The sequence below is a fragment of the Pseudomonas sp. FW305-20 genome (genome assembly GCF_058788075.1).
The window spans coordinates 31,599-49,356 of record NZ_JBYTAJ010000003.1; the positions used below are offsets into that span (position 1 = coordinate 31,599).

17 protein-coding genes and 1 pseudogene are annotated in these 17,758 nt (G+C 60.2%); 12 read left to right on the forward strand and 6 right to left on the reverse strand.

All coding sequences use genetic code 11. The annotated features are described in order from the left end of the window. The first annotated feature begins 125 nt into the window (after positions 1-125). Entirely contained in the window at positions 126-455 is a 330-nt protein-coding gene (locus AC3WP4_RS03555) for a hypothetical protein (RefSeq protein WP_102616125.1), read from the forward strand. 73 nt (positions 456-528) lie between these two features. On the opposite strand, the gene AC3WP4_RS03560 is transcribed toward AC3WP4_RS03555, so the two are convergent. Beyond that, positions 529-1,356 (reverse strand): NYN domain-containing protein, encoded by an 828-nt coding sequence (locus AC3WP4_RS03560; protein ID WP_076028540.1) that lies wholly within the window; start codon positions 1,354-1,356, stop codon positions 529-531. Positions 1,357-1,726: 370 nt separating this feature from the next. Then, the gene (locus AC3WP4_RS03565; protein ID WP_102616126.1) at positions 1,727-2,086 is read right to left on the reverse strand and encodes a potassium channel family protein; all 360 of its coding nucleotides are present in this window, start codon (positions 2,084-2,086) and stop codon (positions 1,727-1,729) included. A 441-nt stretch (positions 2,087-2,527) separates the two neighbouring features. Between AC3WP4_RS03565 and AC3WP4_RS03570 the strand changes: the two genes are divergently transcribed. From AC3WP4_RS03570 to AC3WP4_RS03585, 4 genes are read left to right on the forward strand one after another with little or no spacing between them, the layout of a single operon-like run. Then, positions 2,528-3,004, forward strand: a complete 477-nt coding sequence (locus AC3WP4_RS03570) for a formate dehydrogenase subunit gamma (RefSeq protein ID WP_074873929.1) — start codon at positions 2,528-2,530, stop codon at positions 3,002-3,004. Further along, positions 3,001-4,563 (forward strand): formate dehydrogenase beta subunit, encoded by a 1,563-nt coding sequence (locus AC3WP4_RS03575; RefSeq protein WP_173860440.1) that lies wholly within the window; start codon positions 3,001-3,003, stop codon positions 4,561-4,563. Before AC3WP4_RS03570 ends, AC3WP4_RS03575 begins: the two co-directional genes overlap by 4 nt. After that, the gene (fdhF, locus tag AC3WP4_RS03580; RefSeq protein WP_074873928.1) at positions 4,560-7,442 is read left to right on the forward strand and encodes a formate dehydrogenase subunit alpha; all 2,883 of its coding nucleotides are present in this window, start codon (positions 4,560-4,562) and stop codon (positions 7,440-7,442) included. The genes AC3WP4_RS03575 and fdhF overlap by 4 nt, the downstream gene beginning before the upstream one ends. After that, on the forward strand, positions 7,439-7,660 hold the full coding sequence (locus AC3WP4_RS03585; RefSeq protein WP_074873927.1) for a formate dehydrogenase subunit delta: 222 nt from the start codon (positions 7,439-7,441) through the stop codon (positions 7,658-7,660). The genes fdhF and AC3WP4_RS03585 overlap by 4 nt, the downstream gene beginning before the upstream one ends. Positions 7,661-7,811: 151 nt before the next feature. On the opposite strand, the gene AC3WP4_RS03590 is transcribed toward AC3WP4_RS03585, so the two are convergent. Next, on the reverse strand, positions 7,812-9,170 hold the full coding sequence (locus AC3WP4_RS03590; RefSeq protein ID WP_102616127.1) for a sensor histidine kinase: 1,359 nt from the start codon (positions 9,168-9,170) through the stop codon (positions 7,812-7,814). Next, the gene (locus AC3WP4_RS03595) at positions 9,167-9,877 is read right to left on the reverse strand and encodes a response regulator (RefSeq protein ID WP_074880485.1); all 711 of its coding nucleotides are present in this window, start codon (positions 9,875-9,877) and stop codon (positions 9,167-9,169) included. The genes AC3WP4_RS03590 and AC3WP4_RS03595 overlap by 4 nt, the downstream gene beginning before the upstream one ends. Positions 9,878-10,043: 166 nt before the next feature. Between AC3WP4_RS03595 and AC3WP4_RS03600 the strand changes: the two genes are divergently transcribed. The 4 genes from AC3WP4_RS03600 to AC3WP4_RS03615 all read left to right on the forward strand — a co-directional run bounded on the left by AC3WP4_RS03600 (position 10,044) and on the right by AC3WP4_RS03615 (position 13,769). Beyond that, the gene (locus AC3WP4_RS03600; RefSeq protein WP_102616128.1) at positions 10,044-10,832 is read left to right on the forward strand and encodes an MlaA family lipoprotein; all 789 of its coding nucleotides are present in this window, start codon (positions 10,044-10,046) and stop codon (positions 10,830-10,832) included. Then, positions 10,822-11,085, forward strand: coding sequence for a hypothetical protein (locus AC3WP4_RS03605; RefSeq protein WP_074873924.1), 264 nt, complete (start codon positions 10,822-10,824; stop codon positions 11,083-11,085). The genes AC3WP4_RS03600 and AC3WP4_RS03605 overlap by 11 nt, the downstream gene beginning before the upstream one ends. A 78-nt stretch (positions 11,086-11,163) precedes the next feature. Beyond that, positions 11,164-13,080: an alkaline phosphatase D family protein gene (locus AC3WP4_RS03610; protein ID WP_102616129.1), complete on the forward strand. Its 1,917-nt coding sequence runs from the start codon at positions 11,164-11,166 to the stop codon at positions 13,078-13,080. Positions 13,081-13,265: 185 nt separating this feature from the next. Beyond that, positions 13,266-13,769 (forward strand): P-loop NTPase family protein, encoded by a 504-nt coding sequence (locus AC3WP4_RS03615; protein ID WP_102616130.1) that lies wholly within the window; start codon positions 13,266-13,268, stop codon positions 13,767-13,769. Between the two features lie 131 nt (positions 13,770-13,900). Here AC3WP4_RS03615 and AC3WP4_RS03620 read toward each other — a convergent pair. Both AC3WP4_RS03620 and AC3WP4_RS03625 read right to left on the reverse strand, forming a co-directional pair. Continuing rightward, positions 13,901-14,038: pseudogene (locus AC3WP4_RS03620) on the reverse strand (aspartate aminotransferase family protein); the annotation flags it as partial. A gap of 41 nt (positions 14,039-14,079) precedes the next feature. After that, the gene (locus AC3WP4_RS03625; RefSeq protein WP_102615014.1) at positions 14,080-15,255 is read right to left on the reverse strand and encodes an aspartate aminotransferase family protein; all 1,176 of its coding nucleotides are present in this window, start codon (positions 15,253-15,255) and stop codon (positions 14,080-14,082) included. 102 nt (positions 15,256-15,357) lie between these two features. On the opposite strand from AC3WP4_RS03625, the gene AC3WP4_RS03630 reads away from it, so the two are divergent. From AC3WP4_RS03630 to AC3WP4_RS03640, 3 genes are all read left to right on the forward strand, one after another. Further along, entirely contained in the window at positions 15,358-16,263 is a 906-nt protein-coding gene (locus tag AC3WP4_RS03630) for a LysR family transcriptional regulator (RefSeq protein ID WP_076028549.1), read from the forward strand. A gap of 75 nt (positions 16,264-16,338) precedes the next feature. Next, a complete protein-coding gene (locus tag AC3WP4_RS03635) occupies positions 16,339-17,352 on the forward strand; it encodes a sensor domain-containing diguanylate cyclase (RefSeq protein WP_102615015.1) in 1,014 nt (337 codons plus the stop codon). Beyond that, positions 17,349-17,753, forward strand: a complete 405-nt coding sequence (locus tag AC3WP4_RS03640) for a GNAT family N-acetyltransferase (RefSeq protein WP_076028551.1) — start codon at positions 17,349-17,351, stop codon at positions 17,751-17,753. Before AC3WP4_RS03635 ends, AC3WP4_RS03640 begins: the two co-directional genes overlap by 4 nt. Positions 17,754-17,758 lie beyond the last annotated feature (5 nt).

Genomic DNA, 17,758 nt, shown 5'->3' on the forward strand with positions numbered 1-17,758 from the left:
TCGTCTGTAGAAAAGCCAACCCACCCCGCCGCCCCGTAGGAGCTGCCGAAGGCTGCGATCTTTTTGATCTTGCTTTTCAATGCCACCACCCAAACCGCTCAGCCAACGAATCAAGGATTCACACAATGGAATTGCCACTGGAAACCGTTGCCCTTTTCGCCCTCAAGCTGGCTTATGAGACGGAAGGTGAAAGCCCGATTTTGCGGGATGATCCGATCATGAGTGACTATGAGCGGGAGGTGTTTGGGTTGTTGGTTCGCCGGGGTGATGTCGAGGGTATTCAGTTTAGAGTGGCGCATTGTGTAGGTTTGGCGCTGGACGCTATAGGCGGGGCTGATACGCCGCTAGGGCGAGAGCTGCAACGGTTGGCAGCTGATTTCAGCAGTGCGCGGACAATGGAGCAGCTTAATGCGCCGCTCATTGCGCTTAAGGACTACCTGAAAGATATTCAGTGAGTAATCAGGCTGCTCAAAGAGTGGTACATCTCATCCATGGACTGCGCTTGGCCGACCTGTATTGGTCGCCGCATCAGCGGGCTTGGTTATCGAGGGTTCTGTTTTTATTGCGTGCGTACAACACAGCTCCGCCCGTCGGCGACATCCCTCGAGTTTCCAATTCAAACCATTTGGATTGGCTGCGAATAAGGTCGCTGAGTTTGGTGTGGCCATACAGACGTGAGTCGAAGGCAGGACGTAGCTTGCTGATGTTTGTCCCCAATGTGGCCAGCAGCGCCCAACCATCCTCTTCGGCGATGTCGTCGAGAATCTTGGCGATGAACTCCACAGGTACTTTCGCGGGTTTGGCCGATTGTGGCGGCGTCGACTGTTTATCCATCTCCGTAACTGAATCAGTTGTTTTGGGAGCTTTTTCGCCTTGGCTGGCTGGCTCGACGACCTCTTCGGCACGAAGAATCTCGGTGTAAATGAACTTGTCACAAGCAGAGACAAAAGGCTTGGGTGTCTTCTGTTCACCAAATCCATAGACCGTCATACCCTCCTCCCGCAGGCGCGCCGCCAGCCGGGTGAAGTCGCTGTCACTGGAAACCAGACAAAAGCCGTCAAAACGGCGGGTGTAGAGCAAATCCATCGCATCGATGATCAACGAGCTGTCGGTGGCGTTCTTGCCCTTGGTGTAGGCGAATTGTTGGATGGGCTGAATCGAGTGCTCAAGCATGAGCTTTTTCCAACTACCCAATTGAGGTCCGGTCCAGTCGCCGTACATTCGTTTCACGCTGGCAATGCCGTATTTGGCAATCTCCTCAAACAACCCTTCGACGATCGAGGCCTGAGCGTTGTCAGCATCGATAAGCACCGCGAGGTGTTTTTGCTGGTTAGAGTGCGTGGACTTACTGACCATGGATCATCCTTGAAATGTGGCTGACAGGATCGGAAGTGAGGTGAACGGGTCTGAGCAAGCCGGATTCATCACGTCTTCTTTAACGGACATAAAAAGCCGAGACCTGGGGCGTGTTGTAACAACATTAGGGGAGGACTGCGAAAAAGGCCGCTGTTTTGCCATCGCCACGCCAACCGTCCACGTAGGGGAAAGAAAGTCTGCTGGTGAAAAAGTCTGACCACAACAAAGGTGACACCCACTACGGGGAGGAGAAATCATGGACTATCCCCGTATTTTTTCCCACGTTGACCGCGGCAAACACCACGCCCTCGCGCATGGATTTTCAGGAGTCGATGACTTCCTCCCCTTCCAGTACCAACCAAGCATAACTTCACGCCGTCGGCTTACCCGGCTCTTCCCGCCCCGCCGCTCGAACTGCAACTTCTATCGCTCGAACGCTGATCGCCGCAAATATCGCCGTCATCAGCACCCCGTTGAACCCCAGCAAAATCGCCAGAATCCGCGAGACGCCCAGTTTCGGCACGAGTTCTCCATAGCCGATGGTCAAACCGGTCACGAAGCCGAAATAGATGCCGTCCAAAGGATCCCAGCCCTCCAGGTAGCTGATGATCAGGCCGAACAGTACGACCAGCAGAAACAGTACGGAAAAAATCGGCCAGACAACGCGCAAATAGAACCCGATGGCTTTGAAGAATTCTCGACGGACGTGCGATGCATGAGAGGGCTTCATGTCATGGGCTTCCTGAGGTTTGCCTGAACGGTAGGCGTGTTCGCATCCCATCAGCTTGGCACAGGCGCTGGAAACTGTTGGTCAACTGATCCATTTCACTCCCGCCTTGATCAAATCTTTGTCTTCCAACCCGCCCATGACGTCAACCAACGGAGGGGACAACGCCTCTGGCAGTGCTCATCTAGACTTAATGGATAGTCGTAGGCAGAACTGAACACGTCGCTTTGGTGCGGTCGAATCAAAAGCAGCGTGGCAAGCTGCTTCAATGCCCTATAAAAGGTGCGGCGAAGACCGTGCCGGGCACTACAAGATGCCCGCTCAGGGTGCCCTGGCCGACGGCCTGAAATTGCCACGATTCCGTGACGTGGTGTGAGTGCCGCAGCCGACACTTTCGGACGACCGACAACCCTCTGGTTTGTCCGTGACCGTGAGGAATGCTGAATGCCTGATGAGATGTTGCAATTGCCGATGGTCAACAGCGTGCTGGAGCGCCACAAGGGCTCTGCTGGCGCACTGTTGCCGATTCTTCATGAGATTCAGGAGGGCATCGGTTACATCCCCGATGCGGCCGTCCCCGAGATTGCCCACGCGCTGAACCTGAGTCAGGCCGAGGTTCGCGGGGTGATCAGCTTTTACCATGACTTCCGTACCGCGCCGCCGGCCCGGCATATCCTGCGGCTGTGCCGCGCCGAGTCGTGCAAGAGTCGCGGCGCCGAGCAGCTTGCCGCGCAGTTGCGCGAGCGTCTGCAACTGGACGATCACGGCAGTAGCGCCGACGGCAGCATCAGTTTGCGTCCGGTATATTGCCTCGGTGCTTGCGCCTGCTCGCCCGCTCTGGAACTGGATGGCCAAGTGCATGCGCGGCTCAGTGCCGAGCGTCTGGATGCTTTGCTCGACGCTTGCCGGGAGGACGCATGATGCCGACGCTTTATTTGCCCACTGATTCTCTTGCCCGTGCCGTGGGTGCCGATGAGGTGGCGGTGGCCCTTATCACTCAGGCGCAGGAACGCAATCTGCCGCTGGAGTTGCAGCGCACCAGTTCGCGCGGCCTGTACTGGCTGGAACCGCTGCTGGAAGTGGACAGTCCGCAAGGCCGGATCGGTTTTGGCCCGCTGACCGCCGCCGATGTGCCGTCCGTGCTTGAAGCCCTGAAAGGCGAGCCGTCCGCGCATCCACTGGCCTTGGGCCTGGTGGAAGAACTGCCTTATCTCAAGACTCAACAACGCCTGCTGTTCGCCCGCGCCGGCATTACCCGGCCGTTGTCCCTGGATGATTACCGGGCCCACGGTGGCTTCGAGGGTTTGACCCGCGCCGTCGCAGTGGGCGGCGAGCAGACCGCGACGGAAGTGTTCGATTCAGGCCTGCGTGGCCGTGGCGGCGCGGCGTTCCCGGCCGGGATCAAATGGCGCACGGTGCGCGCTACCGAGGCTGCGCAGAAGTACATTGTGTGCAACGCCGACGAAGGCGACTCAGGCACTTTCGCCGACCGGATGTTGATGGAAGGCGACCCCTTCCTGCTGATCGAAGGCATGGCCATTGCCGGCATCACCGTCGGAGCCACTTACGGCTACATTTATGTGCGCTCGGAATATCCGGACGCCGTGGCCACACTGCGCCAGGCGCTGAACATTGCTCGGTCCGCCGGTTACCTCGGGGCCAATGTCGGCGGCAGCGGCCTGGCCTTCGATATGGAAGTGCGGGTCGGTGCCGGCGCGTACATCTGCGGTGAAGAAACCGCGCTGCTGGACTCGCTCGAAGGCAAGCGCGGGATCGTTCGCGCCAAGCCGCCGATTCCGGCCTTGAAGGGTCTGTTCGGTTTGCCGACGCTAGTGCACAACGTGCTGACCCTGGCCTCGGTGCCGCTGATTCTGGCCAAGGGTGCGCAGTACTATCGCGATTACGGCATGGGCCGTTCCCTCGGCACGATGCCTTTCCAATTGGCGGGCAATATTCGTCACGGCGGGCTGGTGGAACGGGCTTTCGGCCTGACCCTGCGGGAACTGGTGGAAGACTACGGCGGCGGGACCGCCAGTGGCCGGCCGCTGAAGGCTGCGCAGGTGGGCGGCCCGCTCGGCACGTGGGTGCCGCCGTCGCAATTCGATACGCCGCTGGATTACGAAGCGTTCGCCGCCATTGGCGCGATGCTCGGCCACGGTGGTGTGGTGGTGGCGGATGACACGGTGGACATGGCCCAAATGGCGCGTTTCGCCATGCAGTTTTGCGCCGAGGAATCTTGCGGCAAATGCACGCCGTGCCGCATCGGCTCGACCCGGGGCGTGGAGGTGATCGACCGCCTGCTCGCCGCGCCAGACCAGAGCGGTCGCGAAGAGCAGGTGATCATCCTCAAGGACCTGTGCGACACGATGCAATACAGTTCGCTGTGTGCGTTGGGCGGCATGGCCCCGTTTCCGGTGGCCAGCGCCCTCAAGTACTTCCCCGCCGACTTCGGTCTGCAATCCTCGGAGGCCGACCAATGATCACTCTCTTCGACCCGAAAACCGATATCGACCTGGGCACTCCTGCCCGCGACAGCGACGTGCAGGTGACCCTGAACATCGACGGGCGCAGCATCAGCGTGCCCGAAGGCACCTCGGTGATGCGCGCCGCTGCGCTGCTGGGCACCACCATTCCGAAACTGTGTGCCACCGACAGCCTGGAAGCCTTCGGCTCCTGCCGCATGTGCCTGGTGGAGATCGACGGCATGCGCGGCTACCCCGCGTCCTGCACCACGCCGGTCACCGAAGGCATGACCGTGCACACCCAGACGCCAAAACTCGCGACCCTGCGCCGCAACGTCATGGAGCTGTACATCTCCGATCACCCGCTGGATTGCCTGACCTGTTCGGCCAACGGCAACTGCGAGCTGCAAACCGTCGCCGGCCAGGTCGGCCTGCGCGAAGTGCGTTACGGCTATGAAGGCGACAACCACCTGGCCGACGTGAAGGACACCTCCAACCCCTACTTCGATTACGACCCGAGCAAGTGCATCGTCTGCAACCGCTGCGTGCGTGCCTGCGAAGAAACCCAGGGCACTTTTGCCCTGACCATTACCGGACGCGGTTTCGAATCCCGGGTCGAGGCCGCCGGTGGCGAGAACTTCCTCGACTCGGAATGCGTGTCCTGCGGCGCTTGTGTGCAAGCCTGCCCGACCGCGACCCTGATGGAAAAAAGCGTGGTCGAACTGGGCCAGCCCGAACGCAGCGTGATCACCACCTGTGCCTATTGCGGCGTGGGTTGCTCGTTCCGCGCCGAGATGAAAGGCGACCAGTTGGTGCGCATGGTTCCAGACAAGAACGGCCAAGCCAACCACGGCCATTCCTGCGTCAAAGGACGCTTTGCCTGGGGCTACGCCACCCACCCGGATCGCATCACCACACCGATGATCCGCAAAAACATCACCGACCCCTGGCAGGAAGTCAGCTGGGATGAAGCGGTGACCTACGCCGCCAGCGAATTCCGTCGATTGCAGCAGAAATACGGCCGCGATTCGATTGGTGGCATCACCTCCAGCCGTTGCACCAACGAAGAAACCTACCTGGTACAAAAACTGGTGCGTGCTGCGTTCGGCAACAACAACGTCGACACCTGTGCGCGGGTCTGCCACTCGCCGACCGGCTATGGCCTGAAACAAACCCTCGGCGAGTCCGCCGGGACCCAGAGTTTTGATTCGGTGATGCAGGCCGACGTGATCCTGGTGATGGGCGCCAACCCCAGCGACGCCCACCCGGTGTTCGCTTCCCAACTCAAACGCCGCTTGCGTGAAGGCGCGCGGCTGATCGTCATCGACCCACGGCGCATTGATCTGGTGGACTCGGTGCATGCTCGCGCCGAATTGCACCTGGCCCTGCGCCCGGGCACCAACGTCGCCATGCTCAATGCCCTGGCCCACGTCATCGTCACCGAAGGCCTACTCAATCAGCCCTTCATCGACGCCCGTTGCGAAGGCACGGATTTCGCCCACTGGAGCGAATTCGTCAGCCGCGCGGACAACTCGCCGGAAGTCCTCGGCGCCATCTGCGGCGTAGACCCTGCCGACATCCGCGCCGCCGCTCGCCTGTATGCCACTGGCGGCAACGCGGCGATCTATTACGGCCTGGGCGTCACCGAGCACAGCCAGGGCAGCACCGCCGTCATGGGCATCGCCAACCTGGCCATGGCCACCGGCAACATTGGCCGCGAAGGCGTGGGCGTGAACCCGCTGCGTGGGCAGAACAACGTTCAGGGCTCCTGCGACATGGGCTCCTTCCCCCATGAGCTGCCCGGCTACCGGCACATTTCCAACGAGGTGGTGCGGACCCAGTTCGAACAGGCCTGGAATGTCACCCTGCAACCCGACCCGGGCCTGCGCATTCCCAACATGTTCGAGGCTGCGTTGAGCGGTAGCTTCAAGGGCTTGTATTGCCAAGGTGAAGACATCGCCCAGAGCGACCCGAATACCCAACACGTCACCGCAGCCCTGTCCGCCATGGAATGCATCGTGGTGCAGGACATTTTCCTCAACGAAACCGCCAAGTTCGCCCACGTGTTCCTGCCGGGCAGTTCGTTCCTGGAAAAAGACGGCACCTTCACCAACGCCGAACGACGCATCTCCCGAGTGCGCAAAGTCATGGACCCTCTGGGCGGCAAGGCCGACTGGGAAGGCACCGTGGCCCTGGCCAACGCCCTGGGCTACCCGATGAACTACGCGCATCCATCAGAAATCATGGATGAAATCGCCAGCCTGACGCCGACCTTCACCAACGTCAGCTACGCCGAACTGGATCGCCACGGCAGCCTGCAATGGCCGTGCAACGCCGCCGCACCGGACGGCACGCCGACCATGCACATCGAGGAGTTCGTGCGCGGCAAGGGGCGCTTCATGCTCACCGGCTACGTGCCCACCGAGGAGAAGGTCAACAATCGCTATCCGCTGCTGCTGACCACCGGGCGCATCCTCAGCCAGTACAACGTCGGCGCTCAGACCCGGCGTACCGAGAACGTTGCCTGGCACGACGAAGACCGTCTGGAAATCCATCCGACCGACGCCGAGAGCCGTGGCATCAACGAAGGTGACTGGGTCGGCATCGGCAGCCGCGCCGGCCAGACCGTACTGCGTGCGCGGGTCACCGAACGGGTCGCCCCGGGCGTGGTGTACACCACGTTCCACTTCCCTGAATCGGGGGCCAACGTGATCACTACCGACAACTCCGACTGGGCCACCAACTGTCCGGAGTACAAGGTCACGGCCGTGGAAGTCAGCCGCGTCTATCACCCGTCCGAGTGGCAAAAACGCTATCAGGAATTCAGTGACAACCAACACCGCCTGCTCGACGAACGCCGTAAGGCGCGTGGCACTAAAGCCGAGGTACGCCGATGAGCACTGAAAACCTGATCAAAATGGTCAACCAGATCGCCCAGTACTTCGCCACCGAACCGGATCAGCAACAGGCCGTGCTCGGTGTGCGTAATCATTTGCAGATGTACTGGACGCCCGGCATGCGCAAGGAATTGCTGGCCTGGCAGACGGAGCATCAAGGGGCAGACTTGCATCCACTGGCACAAGCGGCGGTCAGTGGCGCGGGCTGGGAGGCTTAGGCCCACACGATCTGAAGCCGACCAAAAAAACCTGTGGGAGTGAGCCTGCTCGCGACGAGGGAGTGTCAGTCGACCGATATGGCGCCTGACACTCCGCTTTCGCGAGCAGGCTTGCTCCCACAGGGGCTACTCATCAGCATCGGTCGAATCATCAACCTGGATGCACCGGCAACACCACCAACGCCTCCAACCCACCCTTCGACCGATTACGCAGTGTCAGCTCGCCTCCGTGTTCCAGCACAATCGCCCGCGCCGCTGACAACCCCAAACCAACACCCCCGGTGCTCTTGTTCCGCGAACCTTCCAACCGGAAAAACGGCACGAACACTTGTTCAAGGCTGGCCTCCGCAATCCCCGGCCCACGATCCAGCACTTTGATCCTCACCTCGCCAGCTCCCGGGCTCAGTTCAATCGCCGGCTCACTGCCGTACTTGATCGCGTTATCCAGCAGATTGGTCATCACTCGCTTAAGCCCCAACGGTCGCCCGAAATACACCCACCGCAGCGGCCCGCTGAACGTAATGTCGACGCCCTGATCCCGATAATCGTCCAGCAGCGTTTGCAGCAATTCCGCCAGATCGAACTGGGTCGCAGGCTCAAGCCGCGCATCATCGCGAAAGAACTCCAGCGCCGAGTTGATCATTGCCTGCATTTCATCCACGTCCCGAAACAACCGCTGCTGTTGCTCGCTGTCTTCAATGAATTCCCCCCGCAAGCGCATCCGCGTCAGGGGCGCGCGCAGGTCGTGGGAGATGGCGGCGAGCATTTGCGTGCGGTCGCGGATGAAGTGCTGCAACTGGGCCTGCATGGCATTGAACGCGAGGATCGCCTGGCGGATTTCGTGGGGGCCGAGCGGTTCGATCGGCGGTGCGCGAAAGTCCACGCCGAAGCGCCGGGCCCCTTCGGCGAAGTGCTGCAACGGTGTGGCGAGGCGCCGGGTGGCGATCAGCGCGACCACGGCGGTGGAGATCAGCACCAGCAGGATGACGATCAGGTAGCGCGGCGTTTCGTCGAGCCCCCAACTGCGCGAGGGCGCGGAGAACATCAGCCATGTCGAATCCGATAGCTCGATCAATAACGCGTAATGGGCATCGGCCGTGTGTTCCGTCCAGTCGGCCGGTTCATAGGCTTCGATGCGTCGGTCAGGGGTCTTGAGCATGGGCTGCAGAATGGTCGAGCCGATGCCGGATTTCGGATCTTCCACGGCGGGCAAATTGAGATCGTGCCTATCAGGATGCCAACTGACGGTAAAGCCGTTCTCGCTGGCCGCTTGCGCCAATGAGTTGCGCAGGGGCGCCGGAGCGGCCTCGACCACACGAGTGATGGCGGCAGCTTTTTCCAGCAGGCCGATTTCGGTCAGCGGCGGGCGCGCCCAGACGCCGGCCAGTTGGATAAACAGCCCATTGAGCGCCAGTGAAATGAGCATGGCCAGGATGATCGTCAACGCGATCCAGCGCGCCACCGTATCTTGCGGCCAGTCTCGGGCGCGCATCCGCTTCAACCCGCTCATCGCCGCGTCACGCTGGGCGTGAACAGGTAACCGCCGTTACGCACCGTGCGAATCATCGCCGGCCGCTTGGTGTCGGACTCGAGTTTGCGGCGCAGGCGACTGACCTGGACGTCGATGCTGCGATCGAACGCTTCATGACAATGCCCGCGCGCCAGGTCCAGCAATTGCTCGCGGGTGAGAATGCGTTGCGGGTGTTCGACGAAGACCAGCAGCAAGTCGAACTCACCGGCCGACAGCGGAATCATCACGTTGTCCGGCGAGCGCAGTTCACGTCGCGTGACGTCCAGGTGCCAGTCGGCGAAGTCGATCAGCGGCCGTGGCCGTTCCTGCAATACCGGACGGCGCTCATCCACGCGGCGCAGCACGGCGCGCACTCGGGCCAGCAGTTCACGGGCGTCGAAGGGTTTGGTCAAGTAATCGTCGGCGCCCAGTTCCAGGCCGACGACCCGATCACTGAGTTCACCCATGGCGGTGAGCATGATCACCGGTATCGCGTATCGGATCCGCAGTTGCTGGCACAGGATCAGCCCGCTGTCCCCGGGCAACATCACATCAAGAATGATCAGGTCTGGCGGCTGTCGCTCGATGGCCGCCCACAGCGACGCGCCATCGGTGGCGACTTCGACGCTGTAGCCGTGCTGCACGAAGAATTTTTTCAGGAGGTCGAGGACTTCAAGGTCGTCGTCCACAATTAAAAGGCTGTTCACCAAAGGTCACTTAAGGGGCGAATGGAACCGCCATCTAAAACCATTCACGGCAGCGCGTCATATATTTCAATCCTGTAATAAAACGTCAGCGGCGCAATAAACCAGACATCTTTGCGCAAGGCTTGGGGCTCAGCATCTCGGCGAATTCCTCCCGAGAATCGCATTCATGTTGCCTTTCAATTGTGCTCCCTGGCTGACCCGCAACACCTCGATTGCCGTGCTGGCCGCCGGGTTGGCGGGTTGCAGCAGTCAGCCGCCGGCCACCGATGTGAGTTGCGCCGACATCGCCTACACGGTGTACGACCCGGCGGAACCGTTCAACCGTGGGGTTTTTGCGTTCAATCGGGTGGTCGATGACTATGCCCTGGCGCCGGTCGCTCGCGGCTACCGCTACTCGCCGGATTTTTTCCAGACCGGTGTGCATAACTTTGTGGCGAACTTCGGCGAGCCCAAGGTGTTCATCAATGACCTGCTGCAAGGCAACCCGATGCGCTCGGCCAATACCCTGGGGCGTTTCGTGCTGAACACCACGGTCGGTGTAGTGGGCTTGATCGATGTCTCCGGCATGGCCGGCATCCCGCGTCACGACGCGGACTTCGGCCAGACGTTCGGCGTGTGGGGCATCGGCAACGGGCCGATCGTCGAACTGCCGTTGCTCGGCACTTCCAACAGCCGCGACGCGGTCGGCCGGGTGCTCGGTTTTGTGGTCGATCCGTTTGGCAGCAACAGCGACACCGTGGACACATTGGCCACGATCAGCACGGTCGGCGGCTTCGTCGATGGCCGCGCAGAAGCCTTACCGCTGACCGACAGCCTGCAAAAACTGCCGGACTACTACAGCGCGTTACGCAACGTCGTCGCCGAACATCGTGCCGCTTACGTCGCCGATGGAAAACAAGGCTCGGCGCAACCAACCAAACCTCAATGCACAGGAGCACCGGCCGATGGTTTCTGAAGGCAATGGCCTGATTCTGCAGCAACGAGTCACCCAGCAAGACCCGGCCACTCTGCACTGTCGGGAAATCACCCTGCGCCTGTCGGCGGACTGTCGCCATCTGGTGCTCAGCCGCTACACCGAACACTATGGCCCGGCGCAAGTGCGATGCATCGAGCGGAGCCACACGGTGTCCGTCACAGAGCTGTTTCGCTGGCTGGTGGCCAATGGCGAGACGGATGTAATGACGGCGGGCAGCGAGCAGTTGCCTTGACTGTCAGATTCGAGCCAGTTGCGTTTCATTGACATCAGCTGCGTTATCATCGCGCGCTTCTCTGTTCCAGAAACCCGGATGTCCATGTCTTTGCCGCTGCCTGACGATCATCAATCCCTGCCCCCTGTCCTGGTCGGGCCGCTGTTGCGGCGTCTGGAGCCCACGCGGCTGGTGATGTGGCTGGTGGGGTCGCGGGCGCTGTCGCTGACGTTGCGTCTGCAAGACCGCGACGCTATCCACCTCGACGCGAGTCAGTGCACGGTCATTGCGGTGGGCACCCAGGCCTTTGTTCATTTGATCGATGTGTCGCTGGACGCCGCCCTGCCCTGCGACACGTTAATCGAATACGACCTGTTGATTGACGACGCCGGCATCGCCGATTGGGCCCCGCACTTGCTGTACGCAGACGCCCGTAGCCCAAACTTCGTCCTGCGTACACGGGCCGATCATCTGTTGCACGGTTCCTGCCGCAAACCTCACCACCCGGCCACGGACGGTTTGCTGTGCGTCGATCGTTTGCTGGAGGCGGAGCCGGATGCACACAAACGCCCGGCGCTGTTGATGATGAGCGGCGATCAGGTGTATGCCGACGATGTCGCGGGGCCGATGCTGCGAGCCATCCATGCCTTGATCAAGCGGCTTGGGCTGTTCGAAGAGCACCTCGAAGGCGCAGTGGTCAGCGACAGCGCCAAACTCTACGAGCACCCCGCCAGCTACTACCATCGTGCGGATTTGTTACCGGCGCTGGAGAGCAACAAAACCCTGCGCGAGCGATTTTTCGGTGGGGCGCGTAAGCCGATTTTCACCAGCAGCAGTGCCGACAACCATCTGGTGACGTTCGCCGAAGTCATGGCCATGTACCTGCTGGTGTGGTCGCCGATTGCCTGGACATTGATCGCCCCGCAACCGCCGGTACTGACACCGGAAAGACGCGAGCGTTATGCGCTTGAGCAAACGCGCATCGATGGCTTCAAGGCCGGCCTGGGAGGCGTCGCCCGAGCGCTCGCGCACCTGCCGTGCCTGATGATTTTCGACGATCACGACATTACCGATGACTGGAATCTTTCCGCGCAATGGGAGGAAACGGCCTACGGCCATCCGTTCTCCAGGCGCATCATCGGCAATGCACTGATTGCCTACATGCTGTGCCAGGGCTGGGGCAACAACCCGGATGCGTTCGGCGCTGTGCTGAAGAAGGCCAGCGGATTGAGCGCGACCGGACATGACCGCTACCTCGACAGTGACATTCAGGACGAGTTGATTGACGAACTGCTGAGATTTCAGAACTGGCATTACGTGCTGCCCACCAGCCCGGCCATCGTCGTACTCGACACCCGCACCCGGCGCTGGCGCAGCGAGATGAACCTCAAGCAGCCTTCGGGTCTGCTGGACTGGGAAGCCCTCAGCGAACTGCAACAGGATCTGCTCGATCACCCGTCGGCCATCATCGTTTCGCCGGCACCGATTTTCGGCGTCAAACTGATCGAAACCGTGCAGCGCGTCTTCAGCTGGTGCGGTTATCCCCTGCTGGTGGACGCCGAAAACTGGATGGCCCATCGCGGTGCAGCCCAGGTGATCCTGAACATTTTCCGACACTCGCGTACACCCGGTAATTACGTGGTGCTGTCGGGCGATGTGCATTATTCCTTCGTCTACGAAGTACTGATCCGACACCGCAAGGGCGGCCCGCGCATCTGGCAGATCACCAGCAGCGGCATCAAAAACGAATTCCCGCCCGCGCTGCTCGAGTGGTTCGACCGCCTCAACCGCTGGCTCTACTCGCCCCGCTCACCGCTGAACTGGCTGACCAAACGCCGGCGCATGCGCATTGTTCCGCATGTCCCGGAACATGCTGAAGCGGGTGAACGGCTGTGGAATTCGGCGGGGATCGGGCAAGTGTTCTTTAATGAAAAAGGACAGCCGCAGGAGATCTATCAGCACAACTCAAACGGCTCGCCGAAGACGCGAATGGTTGCGCCTGACAGCGAAGACTGACCGCTGAAGACTGAAGGCTGAAGGCTGAAGGCTGATAGATCGTTCCCACGCTCTGCGTGGGAATGCAGCCCGGGATGCTCCGCGTCCCTTATCGAGAGCTGGAACGCGGAGCGTCCCTTGAGGCATTCCTTTGCTGCGCGTGGGAACGATCGGATTACGGCTCCCTGACATGATCGGTGTCGCTCATGAACCTCACCCGAACCCTGATCATCGGCAACTCCGGTTCTGGCAAAAGCTGGCTGGCCGAACGACTGGCCAAGTACCTGCAAGTGCCGTGGGTCGATCTCGATTCGATTCACTGGTTGTCCGATGAACACAGCATCCCCCGCCCTCGCGCCGAGGCGCTGGTCATGGCACGGCTCGCGGCAAATGAAGAACGCTGGGTGATCGAAGGCGTTTACGGCTGGATCACCAGCGAACTCTTGCCCCAGGCGACTGCATTGATCTGGCTGTGCGTTGAAGATGAGGAATGTGTTGCCAACATTCGTCAGCGAGAAGCGCAGCGGGACGAGAATGACGAGTTGTTGATTGCATTGCTCGACTGGGCCGGCAGCTATCGGATGCGCGAAGATTCCAGCGGATTTGCCGCGCATCAGCAATTGTTCGAAGGGTTTGGCGGTTCGAAACTCAAGCTCAGGGATCGCACCGAAATCACAACATTCGCGAACACCGTGTTACAAGCCAGCTAACTCACAGTGTTTCGATCGTTCCCACGCTCCGCGTGGGAATGCCTCTTGTGACGCTCTGCGTCACGCTTTTTAGGACGCGGAGCGTCCTGGGCTGCATTCCCACGCGGAGTGTGGGAGCGATCAATGGTGTATCAGGCCGTTTTCACCGCCCGGCAAACCCCTCTGACAATCATCTCCACTTCCCGCTCATCAATCGTCAGCGGCGGCAGCAAGCGAATGGTCTTGCCTCGTGTCACGTTGATCAACAAGCCGTGATCCCGTGCAGCGATCGATCGTTCCCACGCTCCGCGTGGGAACGATCAATGGTGTATCAGGCCGCGCTCACTGCCCGGCAAACCCCTCGGACAATCATCTCCACTTCCCGCTCATCAATTGTCAGCGGCGGCAGCAAGCGAATGGTTTTGCCCCGTGTCACGTTGATCAGCAAGCCGTGATCCCGCGCGGCGATCAGGGTCAGGTCGCGAATCGGTTGTTTGAGTTCGATGCCGATCATTAATCCCTGTCCACGGATCGCCAATACATTCGGGTCGTCCGCCAATTCGATGCGCAATCTGGCGAGCAAACGTTCGCCCTGAAGTTTGGCGTTTTCCAGCAGTCCTTGTTCTTCGATGATCTCCAGCACGGTGCAACCCACGCGGCAGGCCAGTGGATTGCCGCCAAAGGTGCTGCCGTGACTGCCGGGGGTGAAGAGGTCGGCGGCTTTGCCTCGGGCAAGGCAGGCGCCGATGGGAATGCCGTTGCCCAGGCCTTTGGCCAGGGTCATGACGTCTGGAAAGATGCCTTCGTGCTGAAAGGCAAACCACTGGCCGGTGCGGCCGATGCCGGTCTGGATTTCGTCGAGCATCAGCAGCCACGCGTGCCGAGTGCAGCGTTCGCGAATGGCTTTCAGGTAACCGGGCGGGGCCATTTGGACGCCGCTTTCACCCTGAATCGGTTCCATCAGGATCGCCACGATGCGCGAGCCGTGGGCTTGCTGCACCTTGTCCAGCGCCTTGAGATCGCCGAAGGGCACTTTGACGAAATCCCCCGGCAACTCGTTGAAGCCCAGGCGCACGGCCGGGCCATCACTGGCGGACAAGGTGCCCAGCGTGCGGCCGTGAAAGGCGTTCTCCATGACCACCACCAGCGGTTGTTCGATGCCTTTGTGCCATCCGTACAACCGTGCGAGTTTCAACGCGGTCTCGTTGGCTTCGGCACCGGAGTTGTTGAAAAAGGCTCGCTCCATGCCCGCCAATTGCGTCAGTTTCTGCGCCAGCCGCTGCTGCCAATCGATGCTGTAGAGGTTGGATGTGTGCAACAGCAGCCCGGCCTGTTCACTGATGGCCGAGACTATTTTCGGATGGGAGTGACCGACGTTGGTCACTGCCACGCCCGCCACCGCGTCCAGGTATTCACGACCGGCCTGATCCCACAGGCGCGTGCCCAGGCCCTTGCTGAAACTCAAGGCCAAGGGTTGGTAAGTGGTCATCAGGCAGGCGGCGGTCATGACATCAAGCTCCATCAATGGTCGGGGTTTTTGCAGTATGGTTAGCCACTTGAGCTGGATAAACTCTGCAACACTTCAATCATTTTAAAGCTGGGCTTGATAATGGATTTATTCCAGGCAATGACCGTTTACGTGCGGGTGGTGGAAAGCGGCAGCATGACCGCCGCCGCGCTGCAGTGCGAAATGTCCACCACCATGGTCGGCAATCACCTGCGGGCGTTGGAGCAACGCCTGGGTGTGCGCCTGCTCAACCGAACAACGCGACGCCAGCGGTTAACGGAATTCGGCACCGCTTATTACCAGCGTTGCCTCGAAGTGCTGGGGTTGGTGGCCGACTCCGAACGGTTGGCCGAGCAGGCCCTCGACGAACCGAGTGGAACCCTGCGCATCACCGCGCCACTGACCTTCGGCAGCGAAAAACTAGCGCCCGCCCTGAGTGAGTTCACTCTGCTGTGTCCACGCGTCAAATTGGATGTGGTCCTCACCAATCGCCGTCCGGACCTGCTCGAAAACGGTTTCGACGTGGCGTTTCGCCTGGGCAATACACAGGAGACCCACCTGATCGCCCGTCCACTCCTCGACTACAACCTGACCATGTGTGCATCACCGGAGTATTTGGCGCGCAAAGGCACACCGGAAAAACCTGATGATCTGCAACACCATGACTGCCTGTCCTTTGCCTATCCGGCCGGGGATGACTGGCAGTCGGTGGAAAAACACTGGCGCTTGACCGGTCCCGAGGGCGAAGTGGCGGTAGCGGTCAATGGACCGATGTTGATCAACAGTTCGGCAGGACTGCATCAAGCGGCGCGAACCGGCATGGGCATCGTGGTATTGCCTGATGCGTTGATGGAGCAGGATCTCAAGGACGGAAAACTGGTGGCATTGATGCAGAATTACTTGCCGCCAAGCCGACCGATGAACCTGATGTATGCCCAGGATCGTTTCCGTTTGCCAAAACTGCGTAGTTTCGTCGACTTTGCCTTGCAGAGATGGGGCAAGCACTAGCCGACCGAATACCCCATCGACTAATCTCCTCGACGTGCGGGTCACTTAGCTATCAGGGCGACAGGGAGTGCGGAGATGGGTGAGGCGTCGAATATCGAGCCGTTGAAGTTCAATCTGTCGGATTTGAACGAAGACATGCTGCACACCATTCTGGAACTGGTCAGCGACGGCATCTGGGACTGGAACGCCAACACCGGGTTCGTCTATCGCAACCCCGGGTGGTACGAGATGCTCGGCTACCCGCCTCATTCCCTGAATAACAACGTGTTGACCTGGGAAAACGTGATCCACCCCGACGATTACCCGCAAGTCATGGCGCTGTTCGACGACTATCTGAGTGAACGCGCGCCCGGCTATCAGGCCGAATATCGCTGCCGCATGCAGGACGGCAGCTACACCTGGATCGAAGACCGTGGCTACGTACTGGCACGCAATGCCGACGGCTCAGTGGCGCGGATGGTCGGCGCACACCGCAGCATCGACGACAAGAAGCGCCTGTACGAAGCGCTTGAGCGGCGCAACCAATCCCTTGAAGCAATCGTTGAAGAACGCACCCGAGAGTTGTCTCGCGTCAATCAGCAACTGCAAATCCAGCTCGAAGAAAACCGCAAACTGGCGGAAACCGACTCACTGACCTCAATCGCCAATCGCTATCTTCTGGAAAAAGCCCTGCCCCAGGAATGCGAACGCGCCCAGCGTTTTCGACAACCGCTGTCACTGATCGCCATGGACATCGATGACTTCAAGAACATCAACGACCACTATGGCCACGCGCTGGGTGATGCAGCATTGGTGCGGGTGGTCGATAGCGTGAAGCACTGCGTGCGTGAGGGCGATCTGCTTGCGCGTTGGGGTGGCGACGAGTTCATCCTGATCCTGCCCAACACACCACTCGCCGACGCCCGGGCGCTCGCCGAACGTATCCGCCATGGCCTCGCAAGCCTGCTGCCCGTGGGAGATTTTCCAGTAACCATGAGTTTCGGCGTGGTTCAGCGCTTTGACGAAGAACAACAGACCGGGTTGCTGGCCCGGGCCGATCAGGCGCTATATCGGTCGAAGATCGCGGGCAAGAATGTGATTTCCGGATGAACAATACCTGGCATGTTCGCGATGTACTGGCCACGGAAGTAGAGTCCTTGCACCTTTTTCTGGGGCAAAACGGATGGGCTCACCGCACAGGTTCCGCTGAGCATTTTGCGCAGTTGATCGCTAACTCCCAACGCACAGCCCTTGCTATGAAGGACCGCCAGATTATCGGTTTTGCCCGAGGTATCACGGACGGCCTATCAAACGGTTATCTGTCGATGGTCGTTGTCTGTGGACAACATCGACGTGAAGGTATCGGGCGCGCGTTGGTTGAACATGTCATGGGCGAAAACACCGACATTACCTGGGTTCTGCGAGCAGGCAGGGAAGGTGCTTCGGAATTCTTTTACAGCCTGGGTTTTGAAACGTCGACCATTGCGATGGAGCGCCCACGTCGTAAATAGCCAAT